A 22518-nucleotide genomic window follows, 5' to 3' on the forward strand; every position below is an offset into this window, starting at 1 on the left:
GGCGTGGCCCGCCGAATCGCGATGCTCGAGCTCGCCGTGGAGCATGTAGGTCACCGTCTCGAAGCCGCGGTGCGGGTGGTCGGGCGCGCCCTTGGCCTCGCCGGGCCCGAGGTCGGCCGGACCCATCTCGTCGAGGAGCAGGAACGGATCGACGTGGTCGAGCATCGGCGTGGGAAAGGGGCGTCGCACGGCGAAGCCCGCGCCCTCGAGCGTGCGAACCCCGTCCGCGATGCGAGCGACCGAGCGGCCCGGCGACGTCGCCGTCATGACGATCTCCTTCCGCTCTTGGGATGCGGCGATATCCCACCGGGATGCACTGTCATCCCGGCATGTCGGCGTGGCACCTCGCGCCTCCGGCACAGCGCGTGAATGCGCTATCTGCGCGCGATTGCAGTGTTGGCACCGATTCTGCTCGATGTCCGGCCCGGAGGCCGATGATGATCGACGAGCCAGGCACCTCGGGGCGCTGGGAGTGGTTGGCGAAGCTGCTCGCGTGCTTCGGCGTCGCGGGCCACGTGCTGTTCCACGACGTCCTGCCCGCAGCGCTGACCTGGGTGTTGGGATCCGCGGACCTGCTGAACCTGTTCGCGGGATTCCAGACGCCGGCGCTCAGTCGGGTGGCCGAGCTCGGGCTGTTCTTGAGCGCGGTGGCCGCGATCATCACCACGGAGAGCGTCACTCGCATGGCGCGCCCCTTCGGCGTGGGCGCCTTTCTCGTGACGGTGATGGCGGCCGGCATCGCGCTGTTCCCATCGCTGGCCGAGGCGCATCGGGTCGTCTTGCCCCTGACACCCGAGCAATTCGCCGTCGTGCAGTCGTATTGCTATCTGGCGCTCCGGATCATCGTAGGGATCCTGATCGGCGCCACCGTGAGCTGGATCTTGCTGGCCGGATACGTGCCCCTGGCGCCGGTGCGCCGGTTGCAGCCGACCCGCAAGTAGGCCGGCGCCGGGAACGACCTCACCGCTCCCGATAGGTGAGCGTCCGCGTCCAGCCGGGCCCTTCGGGATGCACTCTGCCGTCCACCTCGACATACGCCTTGGCCAGGACGTTCACGGCCTGGCCCTCCGCCGGGGGACTCAGCAAGAGATCCCGGTTACGCGAGAAGACAACCCGGCGCTCGTCCAGGGTTCCGAAGTAGTGATCGATCCTGGACTGGTCCGCCCCGTACGTGCCGTCCGGGGTGTGCCGGCGGACGAGGCGCTCGTTGGCGACGGTCACGGGGTAGGTCCCTTCGTAGAGGTCGGCCACCGCCACGTCGTGATGCAGCCATCCCAGCCCGGCCGCGTAGAACTCGGCCCAGCAGTGAACGCCCACGTCGGCGGCCCGGCCCGCCAGATCCGGCTCGAGCAGGGCGCCATACACGATCTGGCTGGGAATCCCCCGGGCTCGCGCCAGTGCCGTCCAGAGCGACTGGAAATCGGCGCAGTCGCCGGTGCGGAGGTTCAGGGCGTGAGTGCTGCTGCCCATCGAGGAGGCCTGGCGGGTGCGGGGGGCCTTGACCCAGTGGTCCACGTTGTAGAGCACCCAGTCGTAGAGCAGGCGCGCCGCCAGCACCGGATTCGTCTCGTCGCCGACGATCTCGGCGGCCAGCCGGCGGATCGCGCCGTCGATGACGACGTGCTTGTTCGGCGCCAGGTACTTCGCGAAGCTCTGCCGCTCCGCGTCGGTCAGCGGCCGGGCCGAACGGGGATCGATCGGATCGCGGACCTCCGAGCGAGTGAGTCCGAACGTCTGCACGATCGTGAATTCCGTGACGGTTGGGTTGCGCACCTCCAGATAGAGCAGCCGGCTCCCTTCCGAATCCATCTCGACCTGGTGTGGGTAGGGCGCCCGGATGTCCAGCCCGCGCACCTGCTGCGCCGGGTCGTTGTCCTGGGGCATCGCCATCCATACCCGGACGCGGCGGGCTCCCCGGGGGACCGTCACTGTCAGCTCATTGCGCAACTCGAACGACGCCTGCCGGATGAGTTCCGTGCCCTGGGCGCCGGCCGTCGCGGACCAGGCCACGATCACCGGTGTCAGGATCGCAACCGGGACGGGCATGCCCCCCCGCATCACTCGGTCGCCAGGGTCCGGCGCCGTTCGCGATGGTACTGGGACAGCTGGGTGTTGGCGCCCGTGATCGTGCTGACCTGGTCGACGACGCGGGGCAGATCCTTCCCTGGGACCACGACGTAGAGCTCGTCGTCGCCGACATCCGTGTACACCCGGTTGCCGATGCAGGCCGTGCTGGCCACGGCCCCCGCGGACAGCGCGGCCGGCAGCGCCATGCACGTCGGGCGAGCGAGCAGCGGTACCACCCCGGCGGCGACGCCGGCCCGGAGCGCGGCTTCCTGCAGCAGCATGACCCGCCCGGGTTGTCCTGCAAACAGGACGACGTCGGGATCCACCGGCGTCTGCCCCAGGGGCGCGTAGACGACCACGCCGGGCGTGCGGGGCAGACGGGGAATTCCTCCGACCTCTTCCATCGTGATGTAGCCGATGCTCGCCATCAGGCCCAGCGTCTGCTCCAGCTCCGGCGCGCGTTCCGGAGGAAGCGGAATGTTGTGGGTGTAGCTGCCGATCGGGCAGTTCAGGTGGTCGGCCGGTACCGTATAGAAGGCGCGTCCGTGCATCGCCAGACGCCAGAAGCTGCAGCCGGACGGCTCGGAGCCGCCGAATTTCGCGACCCCCGGCGGCGGGGTGTCTCGGAAGGCGACGGCAACCGGGCGGCGCTGCAGGCCGAGCTTCTCGGAGAGCTGCTGCTCGAGGTGCCGGTAGTTGTTCATCCTTCCCGTCCTTTCGGCGACGTAGGGTACACGGACGGGCGCCGGTGCACCAGCCGGATGATGGGCCCGGTGCGGCCTTCCACTTAACAGAACTTTACGTGGCGACACACGCGGTTCACCGGCTGCCCCCACACTCCTTGACGACGGGGGGGCGCGCTTGGACATCCCCCGAGAAGGAGCAGAGCCATGAGTGACGTGACAGCGACTCCGTCGTCCCATCCTCAGCCCTCGCGGCGCCGGTTCGCGCGTCGGGCCGTGATCGCGATCCTCATCGCCGGGATAGCGAGCGCCATCGGCATCAAGGCCTTCGCCCACGGCCCGGGCGGCTGGCACCGTGGAAGTTTCCTGAGCGCGCGGTTCGATCCGGCGGCGCTGGATCAGCGCCTGGAGCGCATGCTCAGACACCTGTACGCCGAGATCGACGCCACCGACGCGCAGAAACAACAGCTCGCTCCGATCGTGAAGGCGGCGGCCGCCGACCTGCTGCCCTTGCGCACCCGCATGCACGCGCGCGGCGACAGGCGGTCGAGCTGTCGACGCGGGACCGCGTCGATCGGGCGGCCCTCGAGGCCCTGCGGGTCGATCAGCTTCGACTGGCCGAGCAGGCGTCGCAGCGTTTCGTGGGGGCGCTGGCCGACGTGGCCGACGTGCTCACTTCCGAGCAGCGCAAACAGCTGGCCGAGCGCATCGGCCGCTGGCACGGAAGGCACGAGGTGCCGGGCTCGGGCTTTCGCTGGTGCGTCAGATCGCCCAGCGTCATGGCGGCGAGGCCCGCTACCTCGGGCGCGAGCCCGACGGGAGCTGCTTCCTGGTGACCCTGGCCGCGCCCGGTGGACGCCGGGCGGCGCCCCGGCCCGGCCTTCGTGGACTACAATGGGGTGCCGCGGGGACAACTTCTTCACGTGAAGGAAGGGACGTCATGGCGCGTATGAACGGCGGCCAGATCATCGTCGACTACCTCGTCCAGGAGCGCGTGCCATATCTGTTCGGTCTGTGCGGGCACGGCAACATCAGCCTTATCGACGCCTTCTACGAGCGGGCCGACGAGATCAAGGCCCTCTCCGTGCACCACGAGACGGTCGCCGGCTTCATGGCCGACGTCTACTATCGGGTGTCGGGGCAGCCGGTGGCGACGTTCACGTCGTGCGGCCCCGGCTCCGCCAACCTGCCGATCTGCCTGGCCAACTCCTTCTTCGACTCCGTGCCCTTCCTGGCCGTGACCGGCAACGTCCCCACTAGCCAGTTCAACCGGGGGGCGTTCCAGGAGACCTATCGCTTCCACCAGGCCGACTATCCCTCGACCGTGCGCGCCTACTGCAAGCGGGTGTTCCAGCCGACCCGCGCGGACATGGTGCCGCTCGCCGTACGGCAGTCGTGGAAGACCATGGTGACGGGCCGGCCGGGGCCCGTGGTCCTCGACGTGCCGTTCGACATCTTCAAGGAAGAGGCGGACGTCGAGATGCCGCGCGCGGCCGACTGGAACCGGAACATCAGCTCGCGCTGCGGGGCCGATCCGGACGGGCTGGGCCGGGCCGTCGATCTGCTGCTGGCCGCCGAGCGGCCCGTGATCGTCGTCGGCCAGGGCGTGAAGTACGGCGGGGCGGCGGCGGACCTGGTGGCCCTCGCCGAGCGGCTGCAGATCCCGGTCGCCTGCTCGGCCAGCGGGATGGGCGCCATCGACGCCACTCATCCGCTGGCCCTCGGCCTGGTCTCGCGGAGCGGAACGTACCAGGCCAACCACGCCGCCCGTCAGGCCGACGTGCTGCTGGCCCTCGGCGTGCGCTTCGACGACCGCACGTCGAGCAGCTGGATCCCCGGCTACTCCTTCAGCATCCCGCCCACTCGGCTGATTCACGTGGACATCGACCCCGACGAGATCGCTCGCAACTACCCCGTCGCCCTCGGCCTCATGGCGGACGTCCGCACGTTCCTGCGCCAGGTCCTGGCCGAGCTGGACCAGCGGCGGCTGCCCCGCGAAGTCCCGGCGGGGCGGGCGGCCTGGCTGCAGGCCATCGCGGGCTATCGCCAGCAGTGGGAGGAGCTCGTGGCGCCTGGCTATCGGGACGACAGCACGCCGATCCACCCCCAGCGCGCGGCGCACGAGATCGACCGCGCGTTGCCCGAGGACGCCATTGTCGTGAGCGACATCGGGGTCCACCACAACTGGCTGCTTCAGTTCTGCCGTCCCCGGCGGCCCGACTCGCTGGTCGGCTCTATGGGCTTCGGTCCCATGGGCTTCGGCGTGGCCGGCGTGCTGGGAGCCAAGCTGGCCGCGCCCCACCGGCCCTGCGTGTCGGTGTGCGGCGACGGCGCCTTCTTCATGCACGCCAGCGTGCTCGGCACGGCCGTCGAGTACGACATTCCCGTGGTCTGGGTCGTCTGGAACAACGCAGGCTACGCGTCCATCCGGGGGCTGCAGCGCGGATACCTGGGCGGGCGGGAGCTGGTCACCGATTTCCGGCTGCCCGGCACGGGCGAGCCCTACAGCCCGGACTTCGCGGCGATGGCGCGCTCGGCCGGCGTCGAGGGCGTGCGCGTGGAGAAGGCCGGCGAGCTGGCCGAGGCCGTCAAGCACGCGGTCGCGGCAGGCCAGCCCTTCCTGATCGACGCCAGCATCGCGGCCGATCTCAACCCGGGTGGAGCCGGCGTGTGGGAGCTGCCGGGGCTGGGTCACCGTCCACCCGCGATCGGCGGGCGCTACCATCCTGAGCGCTGAGCAGAGCCATCAGTGTTCCGGTAGAGTCCAGCCGCTCCAGCCGGGAGACCGCGTCCAGCGCGTGGTCGATTCGCGAGTCCACGAGCCGGCCCCTGGCGTACGTGCGGAACTTCTTCTCCAGCTCGCTCCAGGACAACGGGTTTTCCGGCGCCCCCCGGGGATGCGCGCATCGCGCGACGAGCGTGGCGCCGTCGGTGGTGTCGGCCTCGACGACCGCCTGGGAGCCGTTCAGGCTGGGATCGCAGGCAACTTCCACCTGGGCGGCGGCGAACCGCTGCAGCGCGGCATCCGTGTAACGCTCGCGCTCGAACTGCGCCAGCGACAGCTCACGGTCGTGCAGGACTGCGGCGGCGGCGTAGTGGGCGGACAGCAATGCCTCGAACTTTCCCTGCCACCGCGAGAAGCCCGCGTGCAGGTCGTACGCCGCCTTGCCGAGCCAGACCCGCAGCCGCTTCGTCCGGCCGGGGGTGAGCTGGTGTCGCTCCACCAGCTCGAACGTGGCCGTGACCATCCCCTGGGTGGCCGACGCCGAGGGCCATAATCGCAGCCCGATCTGCTCCAGCTCCCAGCGATCGCCCAGGGCGTCCGTGACCGCCTCGGGCCGCCCGCCGTTCGAGTAGCTGGTGTAAAGTCCGCCGTCGGCGGCGGTGAGGAAGTGCCTCGTGGCCACGAATCGCTGCTCGGCCAGGAGCGCCGCCATGAGCCCCGACAGCGCGCCGCGGCACTGATGGAACTTCACCGCCGGCGTGCCCCACGCCGCGTACGTGCCGGCGGCCTGGCTCCCGGCCAGGCCGAACGCCGCCGCCATGGTCTCCGGGTCAAAGCCGCGCAGCCGGCCCGCGGCCGCGGCGGCGCCGAAGGGACCGATGACGCCGGGTCCGTGCCAGCCCCGATCGCGAAATGCCGGGTAGTCGAGCCCGACACCGATCCGCGTCGTCGTCTCGCAGCCCGCGGCGATCGCCACGAGCAGCTCGCGACCCGGCCGGGCGTCCCGCTCCGCGATGGCCAGCGCCGGCGGGATCACCCCCGGGGTGACGTGCGTGGCGGTCGGGCGGTGGACGTCGCACATGGTGACCGCCGTCACCAGGTATCCGTTGAGCAGCGTGGCGCCCGCCAGCGACAGGCGATGGCCGCCGATCACGCTGCTCTCCTCGGAGCGGGCCAGCGCCGCGGCCAGGGCGGCGACCTGATGGGTCTCGTCGCCCCGGTGGCCGGCCAGCGCGCAGGCCAGGGCATCGAGCAGCAGCCGCTTGCATGCCTCCCGCGCGGCCTCGGGAATGCGCTCGTAGGTGACCGTCGCCGCGAATCGGGCCAGCACCGCTGTCGCCTCACGCTCCATCGGCGTCTCCTCGCAGATCTCAGGCCTGCTCGTGCCCGAGCGTAGCTGTCCGGCGCCTGACTGACAAGGACTCGTGCTAGAGTGCGGAGCGCTGCCACCCTGAACACGGAAAGGGGCCCGCCCTGTCCCGGCTCGCGCTCGCCGGCATCACCGCTGGCGTCTTTCTCGCCACGAGCGCGGGAATCGCCATCGCGCCCTTCCTGCTCGACATGGCCCGCGACCTCCAGGCCGACCTGGCGCTCGTGGGGTCCCTCGTGGCGATCAACTCCATCTCGTGGGGCCTCGTCTCGCTGCTGGCAGGGCCGGCCTCGGACCGGCTGGGTCGCCGGCCGATCCTGCTGGCCGGTCTGCTCGTGCTGGGCGGCTCCCGGCTCATGCTCGCGCTGGCTCCCTCGTACCTGGTGGCGGCGCTGGCCCAGCTCATCGGAGGCGTCGGCGGCGGCGCCTACACGACGGGCATTTTTGCGGTCGTGTCGGACCACGTGCCCTCCGCCGAGCGGGGACGAGCGCTCGGCACCGTCATCAATGGCCAATCGCTGTCGTTCGTCTTCGGCGTGCCGCTGGTGACGTTCATCGCCAGTTGGATCGACTGGCGTGGCTCCATCGGCCTGCAGGGTCTGGCGATGCTCGCGCTCATCCTGCCCCTCTGGCTCACGGTGCCCCGCGGCAACCCCCGCGAGCGCGACGGCCAGCTGGCCGCGGCCTCGCTGCGCACCGTGCTCGACCGGCGCCTGGTGGCGCTGTACGGCGCGACCGCGATGGAGCGGGCGTGCTTCGTTGCCGTGGCCGTGTACCTGGCCACGTACTTGATCGCCACCTACGCCGTGTCCTTCACGCTCCTCGCGGTGGCGCTCGCGCTGGTGGCGCTGGGTAACCTGGCCGGCAACCTGCTGGGCGGGCCGCTCGCCGACCGCGTTCCCGACCGGCCCGTGGCGTTCGCCGTCGCGTCGGCGGTCACCGCCGCCCTCGCCCTGCCGCTGCTGCTCTGGCAGCCGGGGCTCGCCGGCTCGATCGCGCTGGGCTTCGCCTACACGCTGGCCAACGCCGTCGGCCGGCCCGCCCTGATCGCCAGCCTGAGCGAGGTTCCGGCGAGCGTGCGGGGCGCCGTGCTCGGTCTCAACACCACCACCCAGAGCATCGGCTGGCTCGGGGCCGGCGCGCTCGGCGGGTGGTTGATTGCCCAGTGGGGCTTCGGGGCTCTGGGCGTCTTCTGCGCGGCGGCGGGTTTGCTGGGGGCGGGGTTCGGTGTGGCCGCGGGCGGGCGGCGCCTGTGAGGGCGCCGTCCGGCCGCGCCTGGATCAGGGCTCGGCGTCGATGGACTGCGCCAGCCCCTCCACGCGGGTGACGATAGCCCGCACCGAAGTCAGCAGCTTGCCCGTCTGAGTCTGAAATCTGGCCAGGACCTTTCCCGAGCGGGCGGCCTTGCCGCCGTTCGGACCACGCTCGGCCAGCGTCACCAGCTTGCCCAGGGTGGCGTCGGCCTTCTTGAGCTCGCCGAGCATCGTCCGGTACCGCGCCACCGTCTTCGGCCGGAACTGCGCGTACGCGGGATCGTCGAGCTCGCCCTCGACGATGCTCCGCGCCGCCTGCACCTCGCGTCGGAACCCGCTGAACCGCTCGGCGTCGGTTCGGGCGTCGTCGGCAGTGGCGCCGTCGAGGCCGCGGTAGATCGCCGCCATGATCCGGGCCGTGTTCATGCGGGCCCGTGTTTCCGGGGACGGGGCCAGTCGGTGCAGCGCTTCCGCGTAGGCGGCGGCGCTGGCGACCTGCTGGTGCATCGCCCGGATGACCTGCCGTTCGCGGCGCTCGATGTGGTCCGGGAAGGCAAGCCGTTTCTTGCCGCCCGGAGTGCCGGCCTGGAGCTGGCGGAAGTGCTCCAGGTACGCGCGCTCCAGCTCGACGACGGTGGGGAACGCCTCGCGGGCGAGTGCCGTCGTGCTCTGCACCGACTCGTCGAGGAGCTGACCGATTCGATCGGCGTCCGGGGAGCCCACATGAGGGGCCGAGGGGATCCGGGCCTTCGCCTGCTCGACCGCGTCACGATACGCCTCCAGCTTGGGCCCGATCTCGCGGTGGCACGTCTCCCAGGCGGCCAGCCGCGCCGTGTGGACGGCGACGAGCTGCTCGGCCTTGGCGTGGGCCTGGCGTCTCGTCATGGTGCCGTACGCAGGGTCGGCGCCCCAGCCCTGCGTGAAGCATTGGCGAGCGTAGGCGTCGACATCGGCCCGGCGCTCCTTGAGCTGCTGCACCGCATCGACGTAGGGCTCGGTCGTCGCGATGGGCAGCGTGCAGCGAGTGGACAGCGCCGCGACCAGCATCGCGGTCAGAAGCAGGATCAAGCGGGGGCGTCGGTTGAAGCCGTCCCAGAACATGTCGTCCCTCCTCGGGCGCGCCTCGTGCGGGCCCGACGCGGAGGCTGCACGCCGGATGCCATACCGCGAACGCCCGCGGCGATCGAGGGGACAGCGGCTTACGAGGTATCCGACAAACGCCTCAGGTCGCGCCGCATGCCATATTGCCGCGGCGCCGAGTCAGGACGGCCGAGCCTGCTTGCGCTTGTTGCGTCCGGCGCGGTGAGGTTCCGTGGCGGCGCCCTGAGGCCGGCGAAGTTGGCCGCGCTGAATCCCAAGTGATGGACCCGGAGGAGGTGACGTGTAGAACATGAACGCAGTGAAGACGTTTGCCGCTGTGCTCATGGCGCTCGGCGTGCTGACGGCGGCGTCGGCGGCGTTCGCCGACCGCATGGAGATCGACGAGATCCAGGCGCCGCGCGGTGCCGAGCAGCCGGAGGACAACGTCCTGGCCGAGTTCGGGAGCGTGGTTCACACCGTCGAGTGCGCCGTGGAGATCCAGCGAGAGCTCCAGAGCCGGAACGCCGCGGTGCCGGTCTCGCGTCCGATGCGCTCCCCATCGGCATCAACCTCGGCGATGTGATCGTCGACGATGCGCGGGTCTACGGCGACGGCGTGAACATCGCCGCCCGTTCACGGCCTGGCCGTGAGACTGACCGAGGGCGAGCGCGGACGCCTGAGCCAGACGCCCACCGGCAACCCCGAGGCCTACGATCTCGTACTCCAGGGGCGGCACGTTCTCCGGCGTACGACCCGTGACAGCAACGCCGAGGCGCGGCAACTGTTCGTGAAGGCCCTCGACCTGGATCCGGACTTCGCCGGCGCGGCCGCCGGGCTCGGCTGGGCCCACTTGCAGAGCTGGCAGCTGCTGTGGACGACGGATCCGGCGAGCCTGGAGCGGGCCCGAGCGCTGGCCCGGCGCGCGGTCGCGCTCGACGAGACGCGGGCCGACGCCCACCGTCTGCTGGCTCAGATCGATCTGTGGAGCAAGACCCACGACACCGCCATCGCCCACGCCGAGCGGAGCCTCGCGCTGGCTCCCGGCGACGCCGAGGGGTACGAGACCCTGGCCGAGGTGCTTGGCTGGGCGGGCCAGCCCGACGAAAGCGCGCGGCTCGTCCGTCAGGCCATGCGCCTCAATCCCCACTACCCCTTTTCGCATCTGTGGACGCTGGGCCACGCCCACTTCGTGGCCGGGCGGCGCCGGGACGCCGTGGAGGCCTTCAGCAGGCTCGTGGAACAGAACCCCAACTTCTTGCCGGCGCACGCGTACCTGGCCGTGCTCTTCTCCGAGATGGGCCGGCCCGACCAGGCCCGCGTGGAGTGGGAGACGACCACTCGGCTCAGCCCGGAGGCCTCGCTGGCGGTCCTGCGCCAGCGTCTTCCCTACCGGCGGCCAGCCGACCTGGACCGGTTTCTCGCGGCCATGCGCAAGCAAGGGCTGGAGTGACGACCGCGCGGTCGCCAGCCGGGGTGTTAGCATACGGGCCGAGCCGATGGCTGATCACGGACCGGGCCCGACCTCTCACACCTACTTCTCTCAGCGGCTGCGCCTGCACTACGTCGACTGGGGCCACGGGGACAACCCCCCGCTGGTGCTCGTCCACGGCGGGCGCGACCACTGCCGCAACTGGGACTGGGTGGCCGAGGCGCTGCGCGAGGAGTGGCACGTGATCGCGCCCGACCTGCGCGGGCACGGGGACAGCCAGTGGTCCACCGATGGCAGCTACACGCTGGCCAGCTACATCTACGACCTGGCTCAGCTGATCCACCAGCAGCGGCTGGCCCCGGTGACCATCATCGCGCATTCGCTCGGCGGCGTGGTCGCTCTCCGCTACGCGGGGATCTATCCCGCCACCGTGGCGCGGCTGGTCGCCATCGAAGGCCTGGGCCCCTCGCCGGCGCGCCTGGCCGAGCGCGCGGCCCGGATGATCGACCAGCGGATGGACGACTGGATTCGTGAGCAGCGCGGCCTGGCCGGGCGGCCGCCGCGGCGCTACGCCTCCATCGAGGACGCCTTCAAGCGCATGCAGGAAGAGAACCCGCACCTCACGGCCGAGCAGGCCCGGCATCTGACCGTGCACGGCGTCAACCAGAACGAGGACGGCACGTACTCGTGGAAGTTCGACAACTACGTGCGCTCGTGGCTGCCCTACGATATGTCCAGCCGCGACATCCAGCATCTGTGGGGGCGGATCGCGTGCCCCACGCTGCTGCTGCACGGCAAGGAGAGCCGCTGGGCGGGTGATCCGGCCACGGACGGACGCGCGGCGCACTTCCGCCACGCCAGGGTCGTCGGCATCGACGGGGCCGGGCACTGGCTCCACCACGACCGCCTGGACGAGTTCCTCCGGCTCGTCCGCGCCTTCCTCGCGGAGACTGCACGATGACGACCACAGCGCTCAACATCGACGACCTCAAGTCGCACATCGGCCGCACGCTGACCGCCACCGATGTCCTGCATCCCGGCCCGGCGAACCTGCTGCGTCTGGCCTTCGGCCGCCCCGAGCCGGAGCTGCGCGAGGGCGACCCGCTGCCCCCGGCCTGGCTCGCCCTCTATTTTCTGCCGCGGTTTGCCACCGCGGAGCTGCGGCCCGACGGCAGCCCGCGCGACACGGGCGTGATCCCGCCGATGCCGCTGCCGCGTCGCATGTTCGCGGGCGAGCGCGTGCGCCTGCACCGGGCCCTGCGCCTCGGCGAGACCGTCCGGCGCGAGACCGAGCTGGCCGACATCTCCATGAAGACGGGCGGCACCGGGACGCTGGTGTTCGTGACCGTCACCAGCCGCGTCTTCGGCCCCGAGGGACTGGCGCTGGAGGACGAGCGCCACACGGCGTTCCGCGAAGAGGTCAAGCCGGGCGAGCGCAACCGGGCGCCGCGCCGGGAGCCCGCTCCGGCCGACGTGCCGTGGCGGCGGCGCGTGACGCCGGAGCCCGTGCTGCTGTTCCGGTTCTCCGCGCTGACCTTCAACAGCCACCGCATCCACTACGACCGGCCGTGGGCCACTGAGGTCGAAGGCTATCCGGGGCTGGTGGTGCACGGGCCGCTGACGACGACGCTGCTCATCGACTTCGCCCGGGACCAGAACCCGGGCCGGCGCATCGTCGCCTACGCCACCCAGGCCCGGGCCCCGCTGTTCGACACGGCGCCGTTCGAGCTGCGCGGCCGGCCCACCGACAAGGGCTGCGAGCTCTGGGCCGTCACGCCGGAGGGCACGGTCGCGATGAGCGCCGAGGTCGAGCTGGCCTGACGTGGACGCCGGCCGCCGCGCGCTGCTGCTGGGCTCGCTGGCTGCGCTGCTCGGTCCGCGCGCCGCGCTGGCCCAGACCGCCGAACGCGTCGCGCGCGTGGGCATCCTGGGGCCGACTACCCCCAAGCACTTTGCTGCGGGAATCAGCGCGTTCCGCGAGGGCCTGCGCGGGCGTGGATGGCTCGAAGGCCAGAACCTCGTGATCGAGGCCCGGTTTGCCCAGGAGCGCTACGACCGGCTGCCGGCCCTGGCGGCCGAGCTGGTCTCCCTGAAGATCGACGCCATCTTCGCGCTCGCCTCTCCGTCGGTGGCCGCGGCCAAGCGCGCCACCACGACGATCCCGATCGTTTTCGAGACCCTGGGCGACGCGATCGCCGCCGGGCTGGTGAAGGACCTGGCGCGGCCGGGCGGAAACGTCACCGGGATATCCGGCTTCGCGCCGGAGTTGAGCGCCAAGCGGCTCGAGCTTATCCGGGAACTCCTGCCGAGCGCCGAGCGCGTCGGGCTCCTCGCGAACCCACTCAATACCGGCACGCCGACGGTCATCCGGGCCACCCAGGCCGCCGCCAGGCGGATGGGGATTGTGCTCCACATTGTCGACGTCCAGCGCCCTCGCGACCTCGACGGGGCTTTCGAAGCGATGCTCCGTCCCCGTAGCCACGCCTTGCTGGTGGTGGCGGACCCCGTGCTCTTCAGCCGGCGGCAGCGGATCGTGGAGCTGGCGACCCGGCATCGGCTGCCGGCGGTGTACGAGCACAGGGCGTTCATAGAAGTCGGTGGGCTGGCATCCTACGGGCCTGACCAGACCGAGCGTTTCCGGCAAGCGGCCGACTACGTCGATCGCATCCTGAAGGGAGCCAGGCCAGGAGATCTACCGATCCAGCAGCCGAGCACGTTCGAGCTCATGCTGAATCTGCGAGCGGCGGAGCGCCTGGGGCTCGCCATCCCCACGACAGTGCGGCTGCGCGCGACCCACGTGATCGACTGATCACGCGGGTGCCGGGGCTCCGGCGTCAGCCGGCCCGGGCCTGGCGGACGGCGCAGACGACGGGCTTGGTCCGTCGACAGGATGAGCAGGTTCCCTCGGCGACCTTGAAGCCCGTCAGCTTGTCCAGCGTGGCCAGCACCGCCTGCGCCTCGGCCAGCGTCGTCTTCGCCGCCAGCGCCAGGCAGCCATCGCACAGCTCGGTGCCCGGCTCCGCGTGCAGAATTGCCGTGATCCGATCTTCGATCGTGTCTCTTGTCATATGCCTCCTGGTCGGTCACGGGAGTGTAGCACGGTCGGAGGTATATGATCCGGTCGATCACGATGATCGCCCTCGACGTTGTCACCAAGGCGTTCGGCGACCGGGTAGCGGTGGATCGCGTCTCGCTAGCCGTCGAAGCCGGTAGCACCCACGTCCTGCTGGGCTCGACGGGGTCCGGCAAGTCGACGATCTTGCGGCTCATCCTCGGCCTGCTGCAACCCGATGCGGGCGAGATCGTCGTGGGCGGCGTCGCCGTGACCGCGGGCATGCGTCGCGAGCTCAGCCGGCGGTTGGGCTACGTGGTCCAGGAGGGCGCGCTCTACCCGCACCTGACTGCCGCCGGCAACGCCACGCTGGGGGCGCGCGCCGAGGGATGGAGCGCCGAGCGCCAGTGCGCCCGCGTCGCGGCCCTGGCCGACCTGGTCGGGCTCGAGCGCGGCCTGCTCGATCGCTACCCGGCTCAGCTGAGCGGCGGGCAGCGGCAGCGCGTGGGGCTCATGCGGGCCCTGATGCTCGACCCCCCGGTGCTCCTCCTCGACGAGCCCCTGGGCGCGCTGGATCCCATCGCGCGCGCCGAGCTCCAGGTGCACCTGGCCCGCATCTTCCGGGAGCTGGGCAAGACCGTCCTCCTGGTGACGCACGACGTCCGTGAGGCGTTCGTCTTCGGCTCTCACATCACCCTGCTGAACGGCGGCCGCGTGGTGCAGCAGGGCACATTCGCCGAGCTGGCCCGGCAGCCGGCCCAGCCGTTCGTCGCCGACTTCCTCCGCGCCCAGGCCCAGCCCCCGGAGATGACGGAGTTTCTGTGAGGGCGGCCCGCCGCGCATGGGCGGCCGCGGCGGTCCTCGTCGCCGCGGCGCTGGCCCCCTCCGCTGCGGCCGCGGACGAGACACCGATCCGCGTGGGCTCGAAGTCCTTCACCGAGAGCTACATCCTGGGAGAGATCGTGGCCCAGCTCATCGAGCAAGCGGGCGAGGCGCGGGCGGAGCGCCGCCTGGGGCTGGGCGGCACGGGCATCGTCTACGGGGCGCTGACCAGCGGGGACGTCGACATCTATGTCGAGTACACGGGCACCATCAGCCGCATGATCCTCAAGGCCCCGTCGGTCACGACCCTCGATGCGTTGCGCGAGCGCCTCCGGCCGCTGAGCCTCACCGTGAGCGATTCGCTCGGCTTCGACAACACCTACGCGCTGGCCGTCCGGCGCGAGACGGCGATGAAGCTGAATCTCCGGACGATCAGCGATCTCCGCCGGCATCCGCATCTCACGGCCGCCTTCGATCCCGGCTTCCTCGAGCGGGAGGACGGCTGGCCGGGGCTCCGCCGGCACTACGGCCTCAACCTGGCTTCCGTGCGCATCATGGAGCACGCGCTGACCTATCCCGCGCTGACGAGTGGACGCGTCGATGTGATCGACGTGTTCGCCACGGACGGCCAGCTGGCCCGCCTCGAGCTCGTGCTGCTCGCCGACGACCGGGGGTTCTTTCCGGACTACGCCGCGGTGCTGCTCGTGCACCAGTCGTTCCCGGAACGCTATCCGCGCACGTGGGCCGAGCTCCAGCGCCGCCTCGTCGGGCGCATCGACAACGCCACCATGGCCCGGCTCAATGCCGGCGTGGACCTGGAGGACCGGTCGTTCACGGAGGTGGCCGCCCGATTCCTCGGGCGCCCCACCCGGGGTGCCACCGCGCGGTGGTCGAGCCGCGACCTGGGGCGCCTCACGCTCGAGCACTTGGGGCTCGTGGCCGCGGCGGTGGGCGTGGCCACGGCGCTCGGCGTGCCGCTCGGCATCCTGGCGGCCCGGCGCCGGCGCCTGGCGCAGGTGGAGCTGATGGGGGTGGGGCTGCTCCAGACCATCCCCGCGCTGGCGCTCTTGTCCTTCATGATTCCGCTCTTCGGCATCGGCCCCGTGCCGGCGCTGGTCGCGCTCTGCCTCTACGCGCTGCTGCCCATCGTGCGCAACACCCACGCGGCCGTCACCAGCCTCGACCCCCAGCTCGGGGACATGGCCGTGGTGCTGGGCCTCGGCGGCTGGCAGCGACTGGCGTGGGTCGAGCTGCCGCTGGCCTCAGTGACGATCATGGCCGGCATCAAGACCGCCGCCGTCGTCACGGTGGGCACCGCCACGCTCGCCGCCTTCATCGGCGGAGGCGGCTACGGCACGCTCATCGTGACCGGTTTGGCCCTCAACGACGTCACCACGATCCTCGCCGGCGCCATCCCGTCGGCGGTGATGGCGCTCGCCATCCACGCCGCGTTCGAGGGGCTCGACCGGCTGGTCGTGCCGACTCCCTTGCGGGCCAGGCGTTGAGGCGGCTGTCCACCGTTTCCACAGCTGTCCACACGACAGGATTCGTACGGGGTGACGGGGCTTCGCGGTAAGCGCCGCCCGAAATGCACGATCTGTCGCTGCACCGCCTCGCTCCGCGCAAGATTGGGCGATGCCGACGATCGCGCGGCGCGGTGCCGGCCCGCCCCGGAGCCCGGGATGCGGGTGAAGAAACTGTTGACGTCGGGATGTCCCGGCCCATTAACTGGCGCCCCCAGAACCTTCGAGGGAGGCCGCATGGACCCACCTCCGGCCGAGCGCCTGATGGTCAAGGTAGACCTCATGACCACCCCCTGTCTCTGGTGTTGGGAGATCGTGCACACCAGGGACGGCACCGTCGTGGAGAGCAGCTGGGGGACGGATTGGACGGGGTACGAATCGGCGCACGAGGCCTGGGGAGCTGGAATTCTCCGTCTGAACGAGCTGAATCGGCGCAGCCGGCGAGCGCCGTCTCACGCCGCCGTGGAGGTATCGAGCCTCAGCGGGGGGCCGGGACAGCCTCCAGGTCGAGCGGCCGGACGATGAACCCCATGCCCTCACGCCGCCAGTCGTACTCCGGCCTCTCGCAATAGATCTCCAGGACGTTGCCCTCCGGGTCCTGGAAGTACAGGCTGTTGGTGACGGCGTGGTCCGCCGTGCCGACGATCGGCACGCCCAGCGCCTGGAAGCGCTGGTACCACGCCTTGACCGTCTCCAGGCTGTCCACGACGAGAGCGACGTGGACGAGGCCGACCTGGTTGTCCTTCGGGGGATCGGCGTCCGGCCCGGTCTTGAAGATCGCGATGTCGTGGTGGTAGTCGTTGAAGCGCAGGAACATCCCGCGGTCCGGGTCGAACTTGGCCAGCGTCATGCCCAGCACACCGCAATAGAACTGCCTGGCCTTCTCCAGATCCCGGACCTTCAGGACGACGTGCCCGACTCGGACGATCGGTTTGACGTCCACGGCGTGGTCCCCCCTTCGGGTGCCTTTGCCAGAGGATACCGCAGATCGGTCGGAACGGGCACGGCCGGCAGTTGACCGGGCGCTCCGCCTCGTCTACCGTCGAACCGTCATGGCGACCCCGCGGTCCGCGTCGCTCGCGAAATGGCGCCGCCAGGCGGTCCGGCGCGTCGAGGCGTCCCGCCGAGCGATGCTGGACTTCGTCGGCCGGCTACCCGAAAGCGAAATCCTCCGGCCTCGAACGCAGGACCGCTGGTCGGTCAAGGACGTCCTGGCGCACTTGCTGGCCTGCGACGAGGAGACGGTGCGCCGCTTCCAGCTCGTCGCCCGCGGCCGCGCCGACCGCATCCACTGGTTCGAGAGCATGGCCGATGCGGACCGATTCAACGCCCGGTCGGTGGCGCGACTGCGCCGGCTCGGCCTTCGCGCCCTGCTCCACCGACGGCAACGGGCTCAGGCCAACCTCATCGAGTGGCTCGAGCGCCTGCCGCCCGCGGCCCTCCGCGACCCCGCTCATGCCTACCCGGTCGTCGAGTGGCTTCCCGCCCCGGGCTGGAGCCACGAGCAGGAGCACTTGAGCGAGATCCGGGCGTGGTGGCGGGACGCTCGCCGGCGGGCTACCGCCGCTTCGTCAGGAGCTGCGCGCGCCGGTTCTTCGCCCAGCATGCCTCGTCGCGCTCGACGCAGACGGGGCGCTCCTCGCCGTAGCTGATCATGGTGATGCGGTCCGACGCCACGCCGCGCGACATGAGGTAGTCTCGCGTGGCCTTCGCGCGGCGGTCGCCGAGCGCGATGTTATAGGCGTTCGTGCCGCGCTCGTCGCAGTGTCCCTCGATCAGGATGAGCGCCGAGGGATTCGACCTGATCCACTCGATGTTCGTGTCCAGCGTCTGGGCGGCATCGGGACGGATCTCTGACTTGTCGAAGTCGAAGAAGATGGAGCGCAGCGCTGGCTCCGCCGCGAACTCGGTGGGCTCCGGCCGGGCCGGGGTGGCCGGCGCGGCGGTCGTCGGTGGAGCCGACGGAGCGGCGACTATGGGCGGCAGGACAGGTGCCGGAGTGGCGGCTTCCGGGGCTGCCGGCGCGGCGGGTGCCGGGGCCGCACGCGGGACCGGTGCGGGGGCCGTTTCCGGAGCCGGTACACCGGTGGCGGCGCCAGTGGGTGCCGGCGCCGCGACTTCTCTGACTGCAGGACGCTTGGCGCACCCCGTCGTCAACACGACGAGCGAAAAACCGACGGCAGCAACGATAAGCCCAGTTCGCGATCGCATCTTTCACCCCCCAGGGCATCCTTGTCCGCAACAGGGCCCAAGTGTAGCGCGGGGACCGCCGCCTGACCTGGGGTAGCTAGAGGGCTGGGGCCACCCCAATCGTGTCCCAGCCTTGCCGCAGACACGGTCATCCACGCCCCACTCGCCGCTCGACTCCGAGCTTCTCCCTACGAATCGGCGGCGTCTCAGAGGTTCTCGCTGGCCGATGGCTTGCAGCGGCACAGCCCCGGCTCAGAGGGAGGCGTCGGTGGGGCTGAGAAGCATCGTCCTGTTCGCCGTGGTGGGAACGATGCTGGTCGGCGTGCCCGGATGGCCGCCACCTAACCTGGCGCGCAGGGCGGTCGAGATCGTGGGTCCGTGCCCTCTTCCGGCGAAACGGTGGGCCGAGGCCTGGTCACAAACCCCGGCGGATGACCGAAGCGTCAGGAGCCTGTCCGTGTTCTGCCAGCCCAGTGGCAGGGTGTACACGGCGACGTTCCTCTACTGGTTTTCGGAGCAGGGCCCCGGACGGGTGGTGTGGCGCCCGGTGACCACGTATTTCGGTCCCGTTCCATCCCACAGCGCTGAGCGGGTCGACATCTTCGATCGGGCGGGCCGCCTGATCGAGCACGTGTTCGTCGACCGGCAGGCCCGCAAGGTCGAGTTCTATAGCACCGCTTCCCGGCTCACGGGACGGGGCGCACTCGACGTTGCGTCCGGCCTGGTCGAACGATTCAGCGTGGAAGGGGCCCGGCAAGGGTCGTTGCTGCTACCGCTTCCTCCAGAGTTCTAGGGGCGCGCGGTCACTCTCCGAACAGCAGGGCCGATCCCGAAGAAGGCGAACGCCGCCGGCAGGCCGAGCGCGAACACCGCCAAGACGACGCCGAAGAGGACGGTGGCCGCGAGCCACCAGGCCATGGTCAGGCGTGGGCCCGGCGCCGGTGAGCGGCCCGTGCCCGCCGAGCCGCCTTGCGGCGCAGCTCGGCAATCGGCATCCGGGTGAGCTTGAGCGCGTCCGACTCGGGGATCACGTTGGTGTAGTAGGCCCCGGTCGTCATGGCCATGCCCACCACGCCAGGTGCGCCTTACCGATCTCGAAGGTGGGCCTTCCTGGTTGGCCCGCTCGATCCAGCGCTCGAGCCGCTTCACGTAGATCGTGTTCTCGGGAAGGGCGCTCACGACCCTGAGCGTCGCCTCTTGAGCGGCCGCCCCCGTGGAGACGGCGAGGGCCAAGACCGCCAGCACGGCGATGACGCGGATGAGCGATGGCCATGGTGTCCTCCTCTTCCGGCGGCCATTCCTACTGCGGCGCCCCGCCCTGGGGGTCGTCAGAGGCCCAGGATTTGCACGATCGCATTCTGGAGGCCCGACGTGAGAATCGAAGATCTCTGGTACAAGAACGCCGTCATTTACTGTCTGGACGTCGAGAAGTACATGGACGCCAGTGGCGACGGCTGCGGCGATTTCGAGGGACTCAGCCGGCGTCTGGATTACCTGGCCGGCCTAGGCGTCACCTGCGTCTGGCTGCAGCCGTTCTATCCCTCCCCGAACCGCGACAACGGCTACGACGTCACGGATTATTACGGCGTACACCCCAAGCACGGCTCGCCGGGCGACTTCGTGGAGTTCATGAACCATGCGCGGTCGCTCGGCATGCGGGTGATCGTCGATCTGGTGGTCAATCACACCTCCGTCGATCACCCCTGGTTCCAGGCTGCGCGGTGCGATCCCCGGTCGCCCTACCGTCGCTGGTACGTGTGGGCCGAGGAGCGGCCGCCCGACCACGAGAGCGGCGTGGTGTTTCCTGGCGTCCAGAAGACGACGTGGACCCTCGACGACGCCTCCGGCCTCTGGTACTTCCACCGCTTTTACGATCACCAGCCGGATCTCGACGCCCACAATCCCCATGTTCGCGAAGAGATCACCAAAATCATGGGCTACTGGCTGGAGCTGGGCGTCTCCGGTTTCCGGATGGATGCCGTGCCCTTCCTCATCGAGCGCAAGGGCCCCGGGGCGGAGCCGGTCAAGGACTTCGGCCTGCTTCAGGAGATGCGGCGCTTTCTCCAGTGGCGCTGCCGTGACGCGATCCTGCTGGCCGAGGCCAACGTGCCGCCGGACGAGAGCATGCAGTACTTCGGCGACGAGGGCGACCGGCTGCAGATGATGCTCAACTTTCCGGTCAACCAGCGTCTGTTCTACGCGCTGGCCACGGGAGACACCGGCCCCCTCGTCTGGGCGCTCCAGCAGACGGCCCGCAAGCCCCGCGACGCGCAGTGGGTGCATTTTCTTCGCTCCCACGACGAGCTCGATCTCGGCCGCCTGGCGCCAGAGCAGCGACAGCGGGTGTTCCAGGCCTTCGCACCCGAGCCCTCCATGCAGCTCTACGACCGGGGGATCCGCCGGCGGCTGGCCCCCATGCTGGGCAACGACCGGCGGCGGCTGGAGCTGGCCTTCTCGCTGCTGTACTCGCTGCCGGGCACGCCGATGATGCAGTACGGCGACGAGATCGGGATGGGCGACGACCTGACCCTCGACGAGCGCGAGTGTGCGCGGACGCCGATGCAGTGGACCAGCGAGCGCAACGGCGGGTTCTCGCGCGCCGAGCGCACCGTGCGCCCCTGCATCGACGACGAGACGTACGGCTACCGCGTCGTCAATGCCGCCGACCAGCGGCGGGACCCGAACTCGCTGCTGAACTGGACCGAGCGCCGCATCCGCATGCGCCGGGAATGCCGGGAGCTGAGCTGGGGCGAGTTCAGCGTGGTGCGGACCGACGTGCTGGAGGTCCTGGCGCTGCGCTACGAGTTCCAGGGGGTGGCTATGCTGACGCTACACAACTTCAGCAACCGCCGGCAGACGATCAGCCTCGATCCGCGGCTGCCGAACGGCGACGCCCTGTGGGACGTCTTCGATGACAACCACAGTCGCAGCAAGGGTGGCGAGGCCCATACCATCACGATGCCGCCGTACGGTCACCGCTGGTATCGGGTGGGCGCCATCGACAACACGCTGAACCGGACGCAGGGGATTGACTAATCGCCGTATCGGTGGATCTTCTGGGGGCAGCCCCGGTGGGCTAGGTCGTGTACCAGGAGCGAACCCAGAGGAGGGCACCATGTACAACAACATCCTCTTGGCCGCCGCACTCCAGCAGTGGGAACGCTACAGCGCCCATGCGATCGCCGCCCGAGACGTCGCCGCCGTCCTCGCCCGTCAGGCCAAGCAGCTCTACGTTCTCAGCGTCTACGACAACGAGACCAAGCGGTTGCCGGCCGCAGGCGTCTCTGCCGAGTTGATGGCGCAACTGCGAGAGCAACAGATACAGCAGACGGATCGCTTCATGGCCGAGAGGATGGAGCAGTATATCGAGCCTCTCGTGAGCCAGGGTCTGCCTGTCACGAAGATCTTGCGGCTCGGCAGCCCTCGACACGTCATTGTCGAGGTCGCATCCGAAGTCGGCGCCGATCTGCTGGTCATCGGCAGCCACAGCAAGCGCCGGCTGTTCGATATCGCGCTGGGGGGCACGGCCCGACATGTCAGCACGCATGCGCCCTGCGAGGTCGTGATGGTCGTGCCGAAGAAGTCATAGGCGCCGGATCACCGTGTCACGCCCTTCGCTGACGGTCGCCGAGGCGACGAAGGATCGACGGCTCGGCGATCGTCATCGTGGCGGCGCCTGCCTATGATGGGCAAACCCTTTCCCAGGCAACCTGGACGTATCGGGTGCTTCGGAGAGGATAGCCCCGAGATTGACAAGTCACCTTCCTTGGCAGCCCGTATGCATCCGTCCGATCACATGCTCGCAGACCGGGCCGAGACGGCACCTGGCGGAGGCGGCGCGACGCCGTGGTTGCCTGACCTTTCCGGAGTCCACGTTCTGGTGATCGAAGACGACGAAAGCTCCCGGGACATCCTTGCCGATGTCTTACGCTTCGCCGGTGCCCGCGTCAGCGCCTGCCCGGACGCGTACGCCGGCCTCAAGACGCTGGAGGAGTTCCGGCCCGACGTGATCGTGTGCGATCTCGCCTTACCAGGCATGGATGGCCTCAGCTTCCTGTATGCCCTGCGCGCCCACCACGATTCCGACATGCGGCACACCCCTATGCTGGCGGTGACGGGGTACGACGAGATCTATCGTCCGGAGGAGTTTCTCCGGCTGGGGTGCGAGGGATACATGATGAAGCCGCTCAGCCTCGATCGTGTCTGCGCGGCGGTCGAAAAGCTCGGGCGGCTGACGGGTGGACGTCGCTGCTCTGGCCGGTCCTCCTAGTCAGCCTCCCCTCCCGCGGTCTGGGCCCCCCGACGTACGTACGCGCGGTAAGTAG

The 22518-nt window shown here is 70.2% G+C and carries 26 protein-coding genes; 14 read left to right on the forward strand and 12 right to left on the reverse strand.

The window, feature by feature from the left end; all coding sequences use genetic code 11:
• A partial coding sequence (locus VFR64_10470) for a pirin family protein (GenBank protein HET9490161.1) occupies positions 1 to 267 on the reverse strand: 267 nt, incomplete at its 3' end.
• Positions 268 to 437: 170 nt separating this feature from the next.
• On the opposite strand from VFR64_10470, the gene VFR64_10475 reads away from it, so the two are divergent.
• A complete protein-coding gene (locus tag VFR64_10475) occupies positions 438 to 941 on the forward strand; it encodes a hypothetical protein (protein ID HET9490162.1) in 504 nt (167 codons plus the stop codon).
• A 19-nt stretch (positions 942 to 960) separates the two neighbouring features.
• Here the strand turns inward: VFR64_10475 and VFR64_10480 are convergent, their stop codons facing one another.
• The 3 genes from VFR64_10480 to VFR64_10490 all read right to left on the reverse strand — a co-directional run bounded on the left by VFR64_10480 (position 961) and on the right by VFR64_10490 (position 3472).
• Positions 961 to 2046, reverse strand: a complete 1086-nt coding sequence (locus VFR64_10480) for a transglutaminase domain-containing protein (GenBank protein HET9490163.1) — start codon at positions 2044 to 2046, stop codon at positions 961 to 963.
• Positions 2047 to 2057: 11 nt separating this feature from the next.
• Positions 2058 to 2771, reverse strand: a complete 714-nt coding sequence (locus VFR64_10485; GenBank protein ID HET9490164.1) for a DUF169 domain-containing protein — start codon at positions 2769 to 2771, stop codon at positions 2058 to 2060.
• A gap of 377 nt (positions 2772 to 3148) precedes the next feature.
• Positions 3149 to 3472, reverse strand: coding sequence for a hypothetical protein (locus tag VFR64_10490; protein HET9490165.1), 324 nt, complete (start codon positions 3470 to 3472; stop codon positions 3149 to 3151).
• Positions 3473 to 3690: 218 nt separating this feature from the next.
• Between VFR64_10490 and VFR64_10495 the strand changes: the two genes are divergently transcribed.
• Positions 3691 to 5487, forward strand: a complete 1797-nt coding sequence (locus VFR64_10495; GenBank protein HET9490166.1) for a thiamine pyrophosphate-binding protein — start codon at positions 3691 to 3693, stop codon at positions 5485 to 5487.
• On the opposite strand, the gene VFR64_10500 is transcribed toward VFR64_10495, so the two are convergent.
• Entirely contained in the window at positions 5399 to 6826 is a 1428-nt protein-coding gene (locus tag VFR64_10500) for an MmgE/PrpD family protein (protein HET9490167.1), read from the reverse strand. The two genes, VFR64_10495 and VFR64_10500, sit on opposite strands and share 89 nt — an antisense overlap.
• Before the next feature lie 146 nt (positions 6827 to 6972).
• Between VFR64_10500 and VFR64_10505 the strand changes: the two genes are divergently transcribed.
• The gene (locus VFR64_10505; protein HET9490168.1) at positions 6973 to 8100 is read left to right on the forward strand and encodes an MFS transporter; all 1128 of its coding nucleotides are present in this window, start codon (positions 6973 to 6975) and stop codon (positions 8098 to 8100) included.
• 24 nt (positions 8101 to 8124) lie between these two features.
• On the opposite strand, the gene VFR64_10510 is transcribed toward VFR64_10505, so the two are convergent.
• Positions 8125 to 9198, reverse strand: coding sequence for a hypothetical protein (locus VFR64_10510; GenBank protein HET9490169.1), 1074 nt, complete (start codon positions 9196 to 9198; stop codon positions 8125 to 8127).
• A 289-nt stretch (positions 9199 to 9487) separates the two neighbouring features.
• Between VFR64_10510 and VFR64_10515 the strand changes: the two genes are divergently transcribed.
• The 5 genes from VFR64_10515 to VFR64_10535 all read left to right on the forward strand — a co-directional run bounded on the left by VFR64_10515 (position 9488) and on the right by VFR64_10535 (position 13415).
• Positions 9488 to 9760, forward strand: coding sequence for a hypothetical protein (locus VFR64_10515; GenBank protein ID HET9490170.1), 273 nt, complete (start codon positions 9488 to 9490; stop codon positions 9758 to 9760).
• Between the two features lie 63 nt (positions 9761 to 9823).
• Positions 9824 to 10627, forward strand: a complete 804-nt coding sequence (locus tag VFR64_10520) for a tetratricopeptide repeat protein (protein ID HET9490171.1) — start codon at positions 9824 to 9826, stop codon at positions 10625 to 10627.
• Between the two features lie 46 nt (positions 10628 to 10673).
• The gene (locus tag VFR64_10525) at positions 10674 to 11567 is read left to right on the forward strand and encodes an alpha/beta hydrolase (protein ID HET9490172.1); all 894 of its coding nucleotides are present in this window, start codon (positions 10674 to 10676) and stop codon (positions 11565 to 11567) included.
• Positions 11564 to 12427 carry a MaoC family dehydratase N-terminal domain-containing protein gene (locus VFR64_10530; protein ID HET9490173.1) on the forward strand — a complete coding sequence of 288 codons (864 nt, stop codon included), beginning with the start codon at positions 11564 to 11566 and terminating at the stop codon, positions 12425 to 12427. The genes VFR64_10525 and VFR64_10530 overlap by 4 nt, the downstream gene beginning before the upstream one ends.
• Position 12428: 1 nt before the next feature.
• Positions 12429 to 13415 (forward strand): ABC transporter substrate-binding protein, encoded by a 987-nt coding sequence (locus VFR64_10535; GenBank protein HET9490174.1) that lies wholly within the window; start codon positions 12429 to 12431, stop codon positions 13413 to 13415.
• Between the two features lie 25 nt (positions 13416 to 13440).
• On the opposite strand, the gene VFR64_10540 is transcribed toward VFR64_10535, so the two are convergent.
• Positions 13441 to 13674 carry a hypothetical protein gene (locus VFR64_10540; GenBank protein HET9490175.1) on the reverse strand — a complete coding sequence of 78 codons (234 nt, stop codon included), beginning with the start codon at positions 13672 to 13674 and terminating at the stop codon, positions 13441 to 13443.
• Positions 13675 to 13736: 62 nt separating this feature from the next.
• Here VFR64_10540 and VFR64_10545 point away from each other — a divergent pair, with 62 nt between their 5' ends.
• On the forward strand, positions 13737 to 14483 hold the full coding sequence (locus tag VFR64_10545) for an ATP-binding cassette domain-containing protein (protein HET9490176.1): 747 nt from the start codon (positions 13737 to 13739) through the stop codon (positions 14481 to 14483).
• Positions 14480 to 15985, forward strand: a complete 1506-nt coding sequence (locus tag VFR64_10550) for a glycine betaine ABC transporter substrate-binding protein (protein HET9490177.1) — start codon at positions 14480 to 14482, stop codon at positions 15983 to 15985. The genes VFR64_10545 and VFR64_10550 overlap by 4 nt, the downstream gene beginning before the upstream one ends.
• Positions 15986 to 16481: 496 nt before the next feature.
• Here VFR64_10550 and VFR64_10555 read toward each other — a convergent pair whose 3' ends face one another.
• From VFR64_10555 to pal, 3 genes are all read right to left on the reverse strand, one after another.
• A complete protein-coding gene (locus tag VFR64_10555) occupies positions 16482 to 16946 on the reverse strand; it encodes a VOC family protein (protein ID HET9490178.1) in 465 nt (154 codons plus the stop codon).
• 208 nt (positions 16947 to 17154) lie between these two features.
• Positions 17155 to 17460, reverse strand: a complete 306-nt coding sequence (locus tag VFR64_10560; protein HET9490179.1) for a hypothetical protein — start codon at positions 17458 to 17460, stop codon at positions 17155 to 17157.
• Positions 17461 to 17560: 100 nt separating this feature from the next.
• Positions 17561 to 18160: a peptidoglycan-associated lipoprotein Pal gene (gene pal / locus VFR64_10565; GenBank protein ID HET9490180.1), complete on the reverse strand. Its 600-nt coding sequence runs from the start codon at positions 18158 to 18160 to the stop codon at positions 17561 to 17563.
• 301 nt (positions 18161 to 18461) lie between these two features.
• Between pal and VFR64_10570 the strand changes: the two genes are divergently transcribed.
• A complete protein-coding gene (locus VFR64_10570; GenBank protein HET9490181.1) occupies positions 18462 to 18986 on the forward strand; it encodes a hypothetical protein in 525 nt (174 codons plus the stop codon).
• Here VFR64_10570 and VFR64_10575 read toward each other — a convergent pair.
• A complete protein-coding gene (locus VFR64_10575) occupies positions 18983 to 19111 on the reverse strand; it encodes a hypothetical protein (GenBank protein HET9490182.1) in 129 nt (42 codons plus the stop codon). The genes VFR64_10570 and VFR64_10575 overlap by 4 nt on opposite strands.
• Positions 19112 to 19113: 2 nt before the next feature.
• Positions 19114 to 19251, reverse strand: coding sequence for a hypothetical protein (locus VFR64_10580; GenBank protein ID HET9490183.1), 138 nt, complete (start codon positions 19249 to 19251; stop codon positions 19114 to 19116).
• A 376-nt stretch (positions 19252 to 19627) separates the two neighbouring features.
• Here VFR64_10580 and VFR64_10585 point away from each other — a divergent pair, with 376 nt between their 5' ends.
• The 3 genes from VFR64_10585 to VFR64_10595 all read left to right on the forward strand — a co-directional run bounded on the left by VFR64_10585 (position 19628) and on the right by VFR64_10595 (position 22463).
• Complete coding sequence (locus VFR64_10585) at positions 19628 to 21229, forward strand: alpha-amylase family protein (protein HET9490184.1); 1602 nt, start codon at positions 19628 to 19630, stop codon at positions 21227 to 21229.
• A gap of 79 nt (positions 21230 to 21308) precedes the next feature.
• Positions 21309 to 21782, forward strand: coding sequence for a universal stress protein (locus tag VFR64_10590; protein HET9490185.1), 474 nt, complete (start codon positions 21309 to 21311; stop codon positions 21780 to 21782).
• A gap of 291 nt (positions 21783 to 22073) precedes the next feature.
• The gene (locus VFR64_10595) at positions 22074 to 22463 is read left to right on the forward strand and encodes a response regulator (GenBank protein HET9490186.1); all 390 of its coding nucleotides are present in this window, start codon (positions 22074 to 22076) and stop codon (positions 22461 to 22463) included.
• Positions 22464 to 22518: the final 55 nt, after the last annotated feature.

The sequence above is a fragment of the Candidatus Methylomirabilota bacterium genome, from assembly GCA_035709005.1.
GTDB lineage: Bacteria > Methylomirabilota > Methylomirabilia > Rokubacteriales > CSP1-6 > 40CM-4-69-5.

What these genes read in the sequence shown, in the direction of transcription:
- VFR64_10575 (HET9490182.1), bottom strand. Translation starts at nt 19,111, where the DNA reads ATGGCCTGGTGGCTCGCGGCCACCGTCCTCTTCGGCGTCGTCTTGGCG.
- VFR64_10525 (HET9490172.1), top strand. Translation starts at nt 10,674, where the DNA reads ATGGCTGATCACGGACCGGGCCCGACCTCTCACACCTACTTCTCTCAG.
- VFR64_10510 (HET9490169.1), bottom strand. Translation starts at nt 9,198, where the DNA reads ATGTTCTGGGACGGCTTCAACCGACGCCCCCGCTTGATCCTGCTTCTG.
- VFR64_10480 (HET9490163.1), bottom strand. Translation starts at nt 2,046, where the DNA reads ATGCCCGTCCCGGTTGCGATCCTGACACCGGTGATCGTGGCCTGGTCC.
- VFR64_10590 (HET9490185.1), top strand. Translation starts at nt 21,309, where the DNA reads ATGTACAACAACATCCTCTTGGCCGCCGCACTCCAGCAGTGGGAACGC.
- VFR64_10585 (HET9490184.1), top strand. Translation starts at nt 19,628, where the DNA reads ATGGACGCCAGTGGCGACGGCTGCGGCGATTTCGAGGGACTCAGCCGG.
- VFR64_10530 (HET9490173.1), top strand. Translation starts at nt 11,564, where the DNA reads ATGACGACCACAGCGCTCAACATCGACGACCTCAAGTCGCACATCGGC.
- VFR64_10540 (HET9490175.1), bottom strand. Translation starts at nt 13,674, where the DNA reads ATGACAAGAGACACGATCGAAGATCGGATCACGGCAATTCTGCACGCG.
- VFR64_10475 (HET9490162.1), top strand. Translation starts at nt 438, where the DNA reads ATGATCGACGAGCCAGGCACCTCGGGGCGCTGGGAGTGGTTGGCGAAG.
- VFR64_10500 (HET9490167.1), bottom strand. Translation starts at nt 6,826, where the DNA reads ATGGAGCGTGAGGCGACAGCGGTGCTGGCCCGATTCGCGGCGACGGTC.
- VFR64_10495 (HET9490166.1), top strand. Translation starts at nt 3,691, where the DNA reads ATGGCGCGTATGAACGGCGGCCAGATCATCGTCGACTACCTCGTCCAG.
- VFR64_10580 (HET9490183.1), bottom strand. Translation starts at nt 19,251, where the DNA reads ATGACGACCGGGGCCTACTACACCAACGTGATCCCCGAGTCGGACGCG.
- VFR64_10515 (HET9490170.1), top strand. Translation starts at nt 9,488, where the DNA reads ATGAACGCAGTGAAGACGTTTGCCGCTGTGCTCATGGCGCTCGGCGTG.
- VFR64_10545 (HET9490176.1), top strand. Translation starts at nt 13,737, where the DNA reads ATGATCGCCCTCGACGTTGTCACCAAGGCGTTCGGCGACCGGGTAGCG.
- VFR64_10485 (HET9490164.1), bottom strand. Translation starts at nt 2,771, where the DNA reads ATGAACAACTACCGGCACCTCGAGCAGCAGCTCTCCGAGAAGCTCGGC.
- VFR64_10560 (HET9490179.1), bottom strand. Translation starts at nt 17,460, where the DNA reads ATGAGCGGGGTCGCGGAGGGCCGCGGGCGGCAGGCGCTCGAGCCACTC.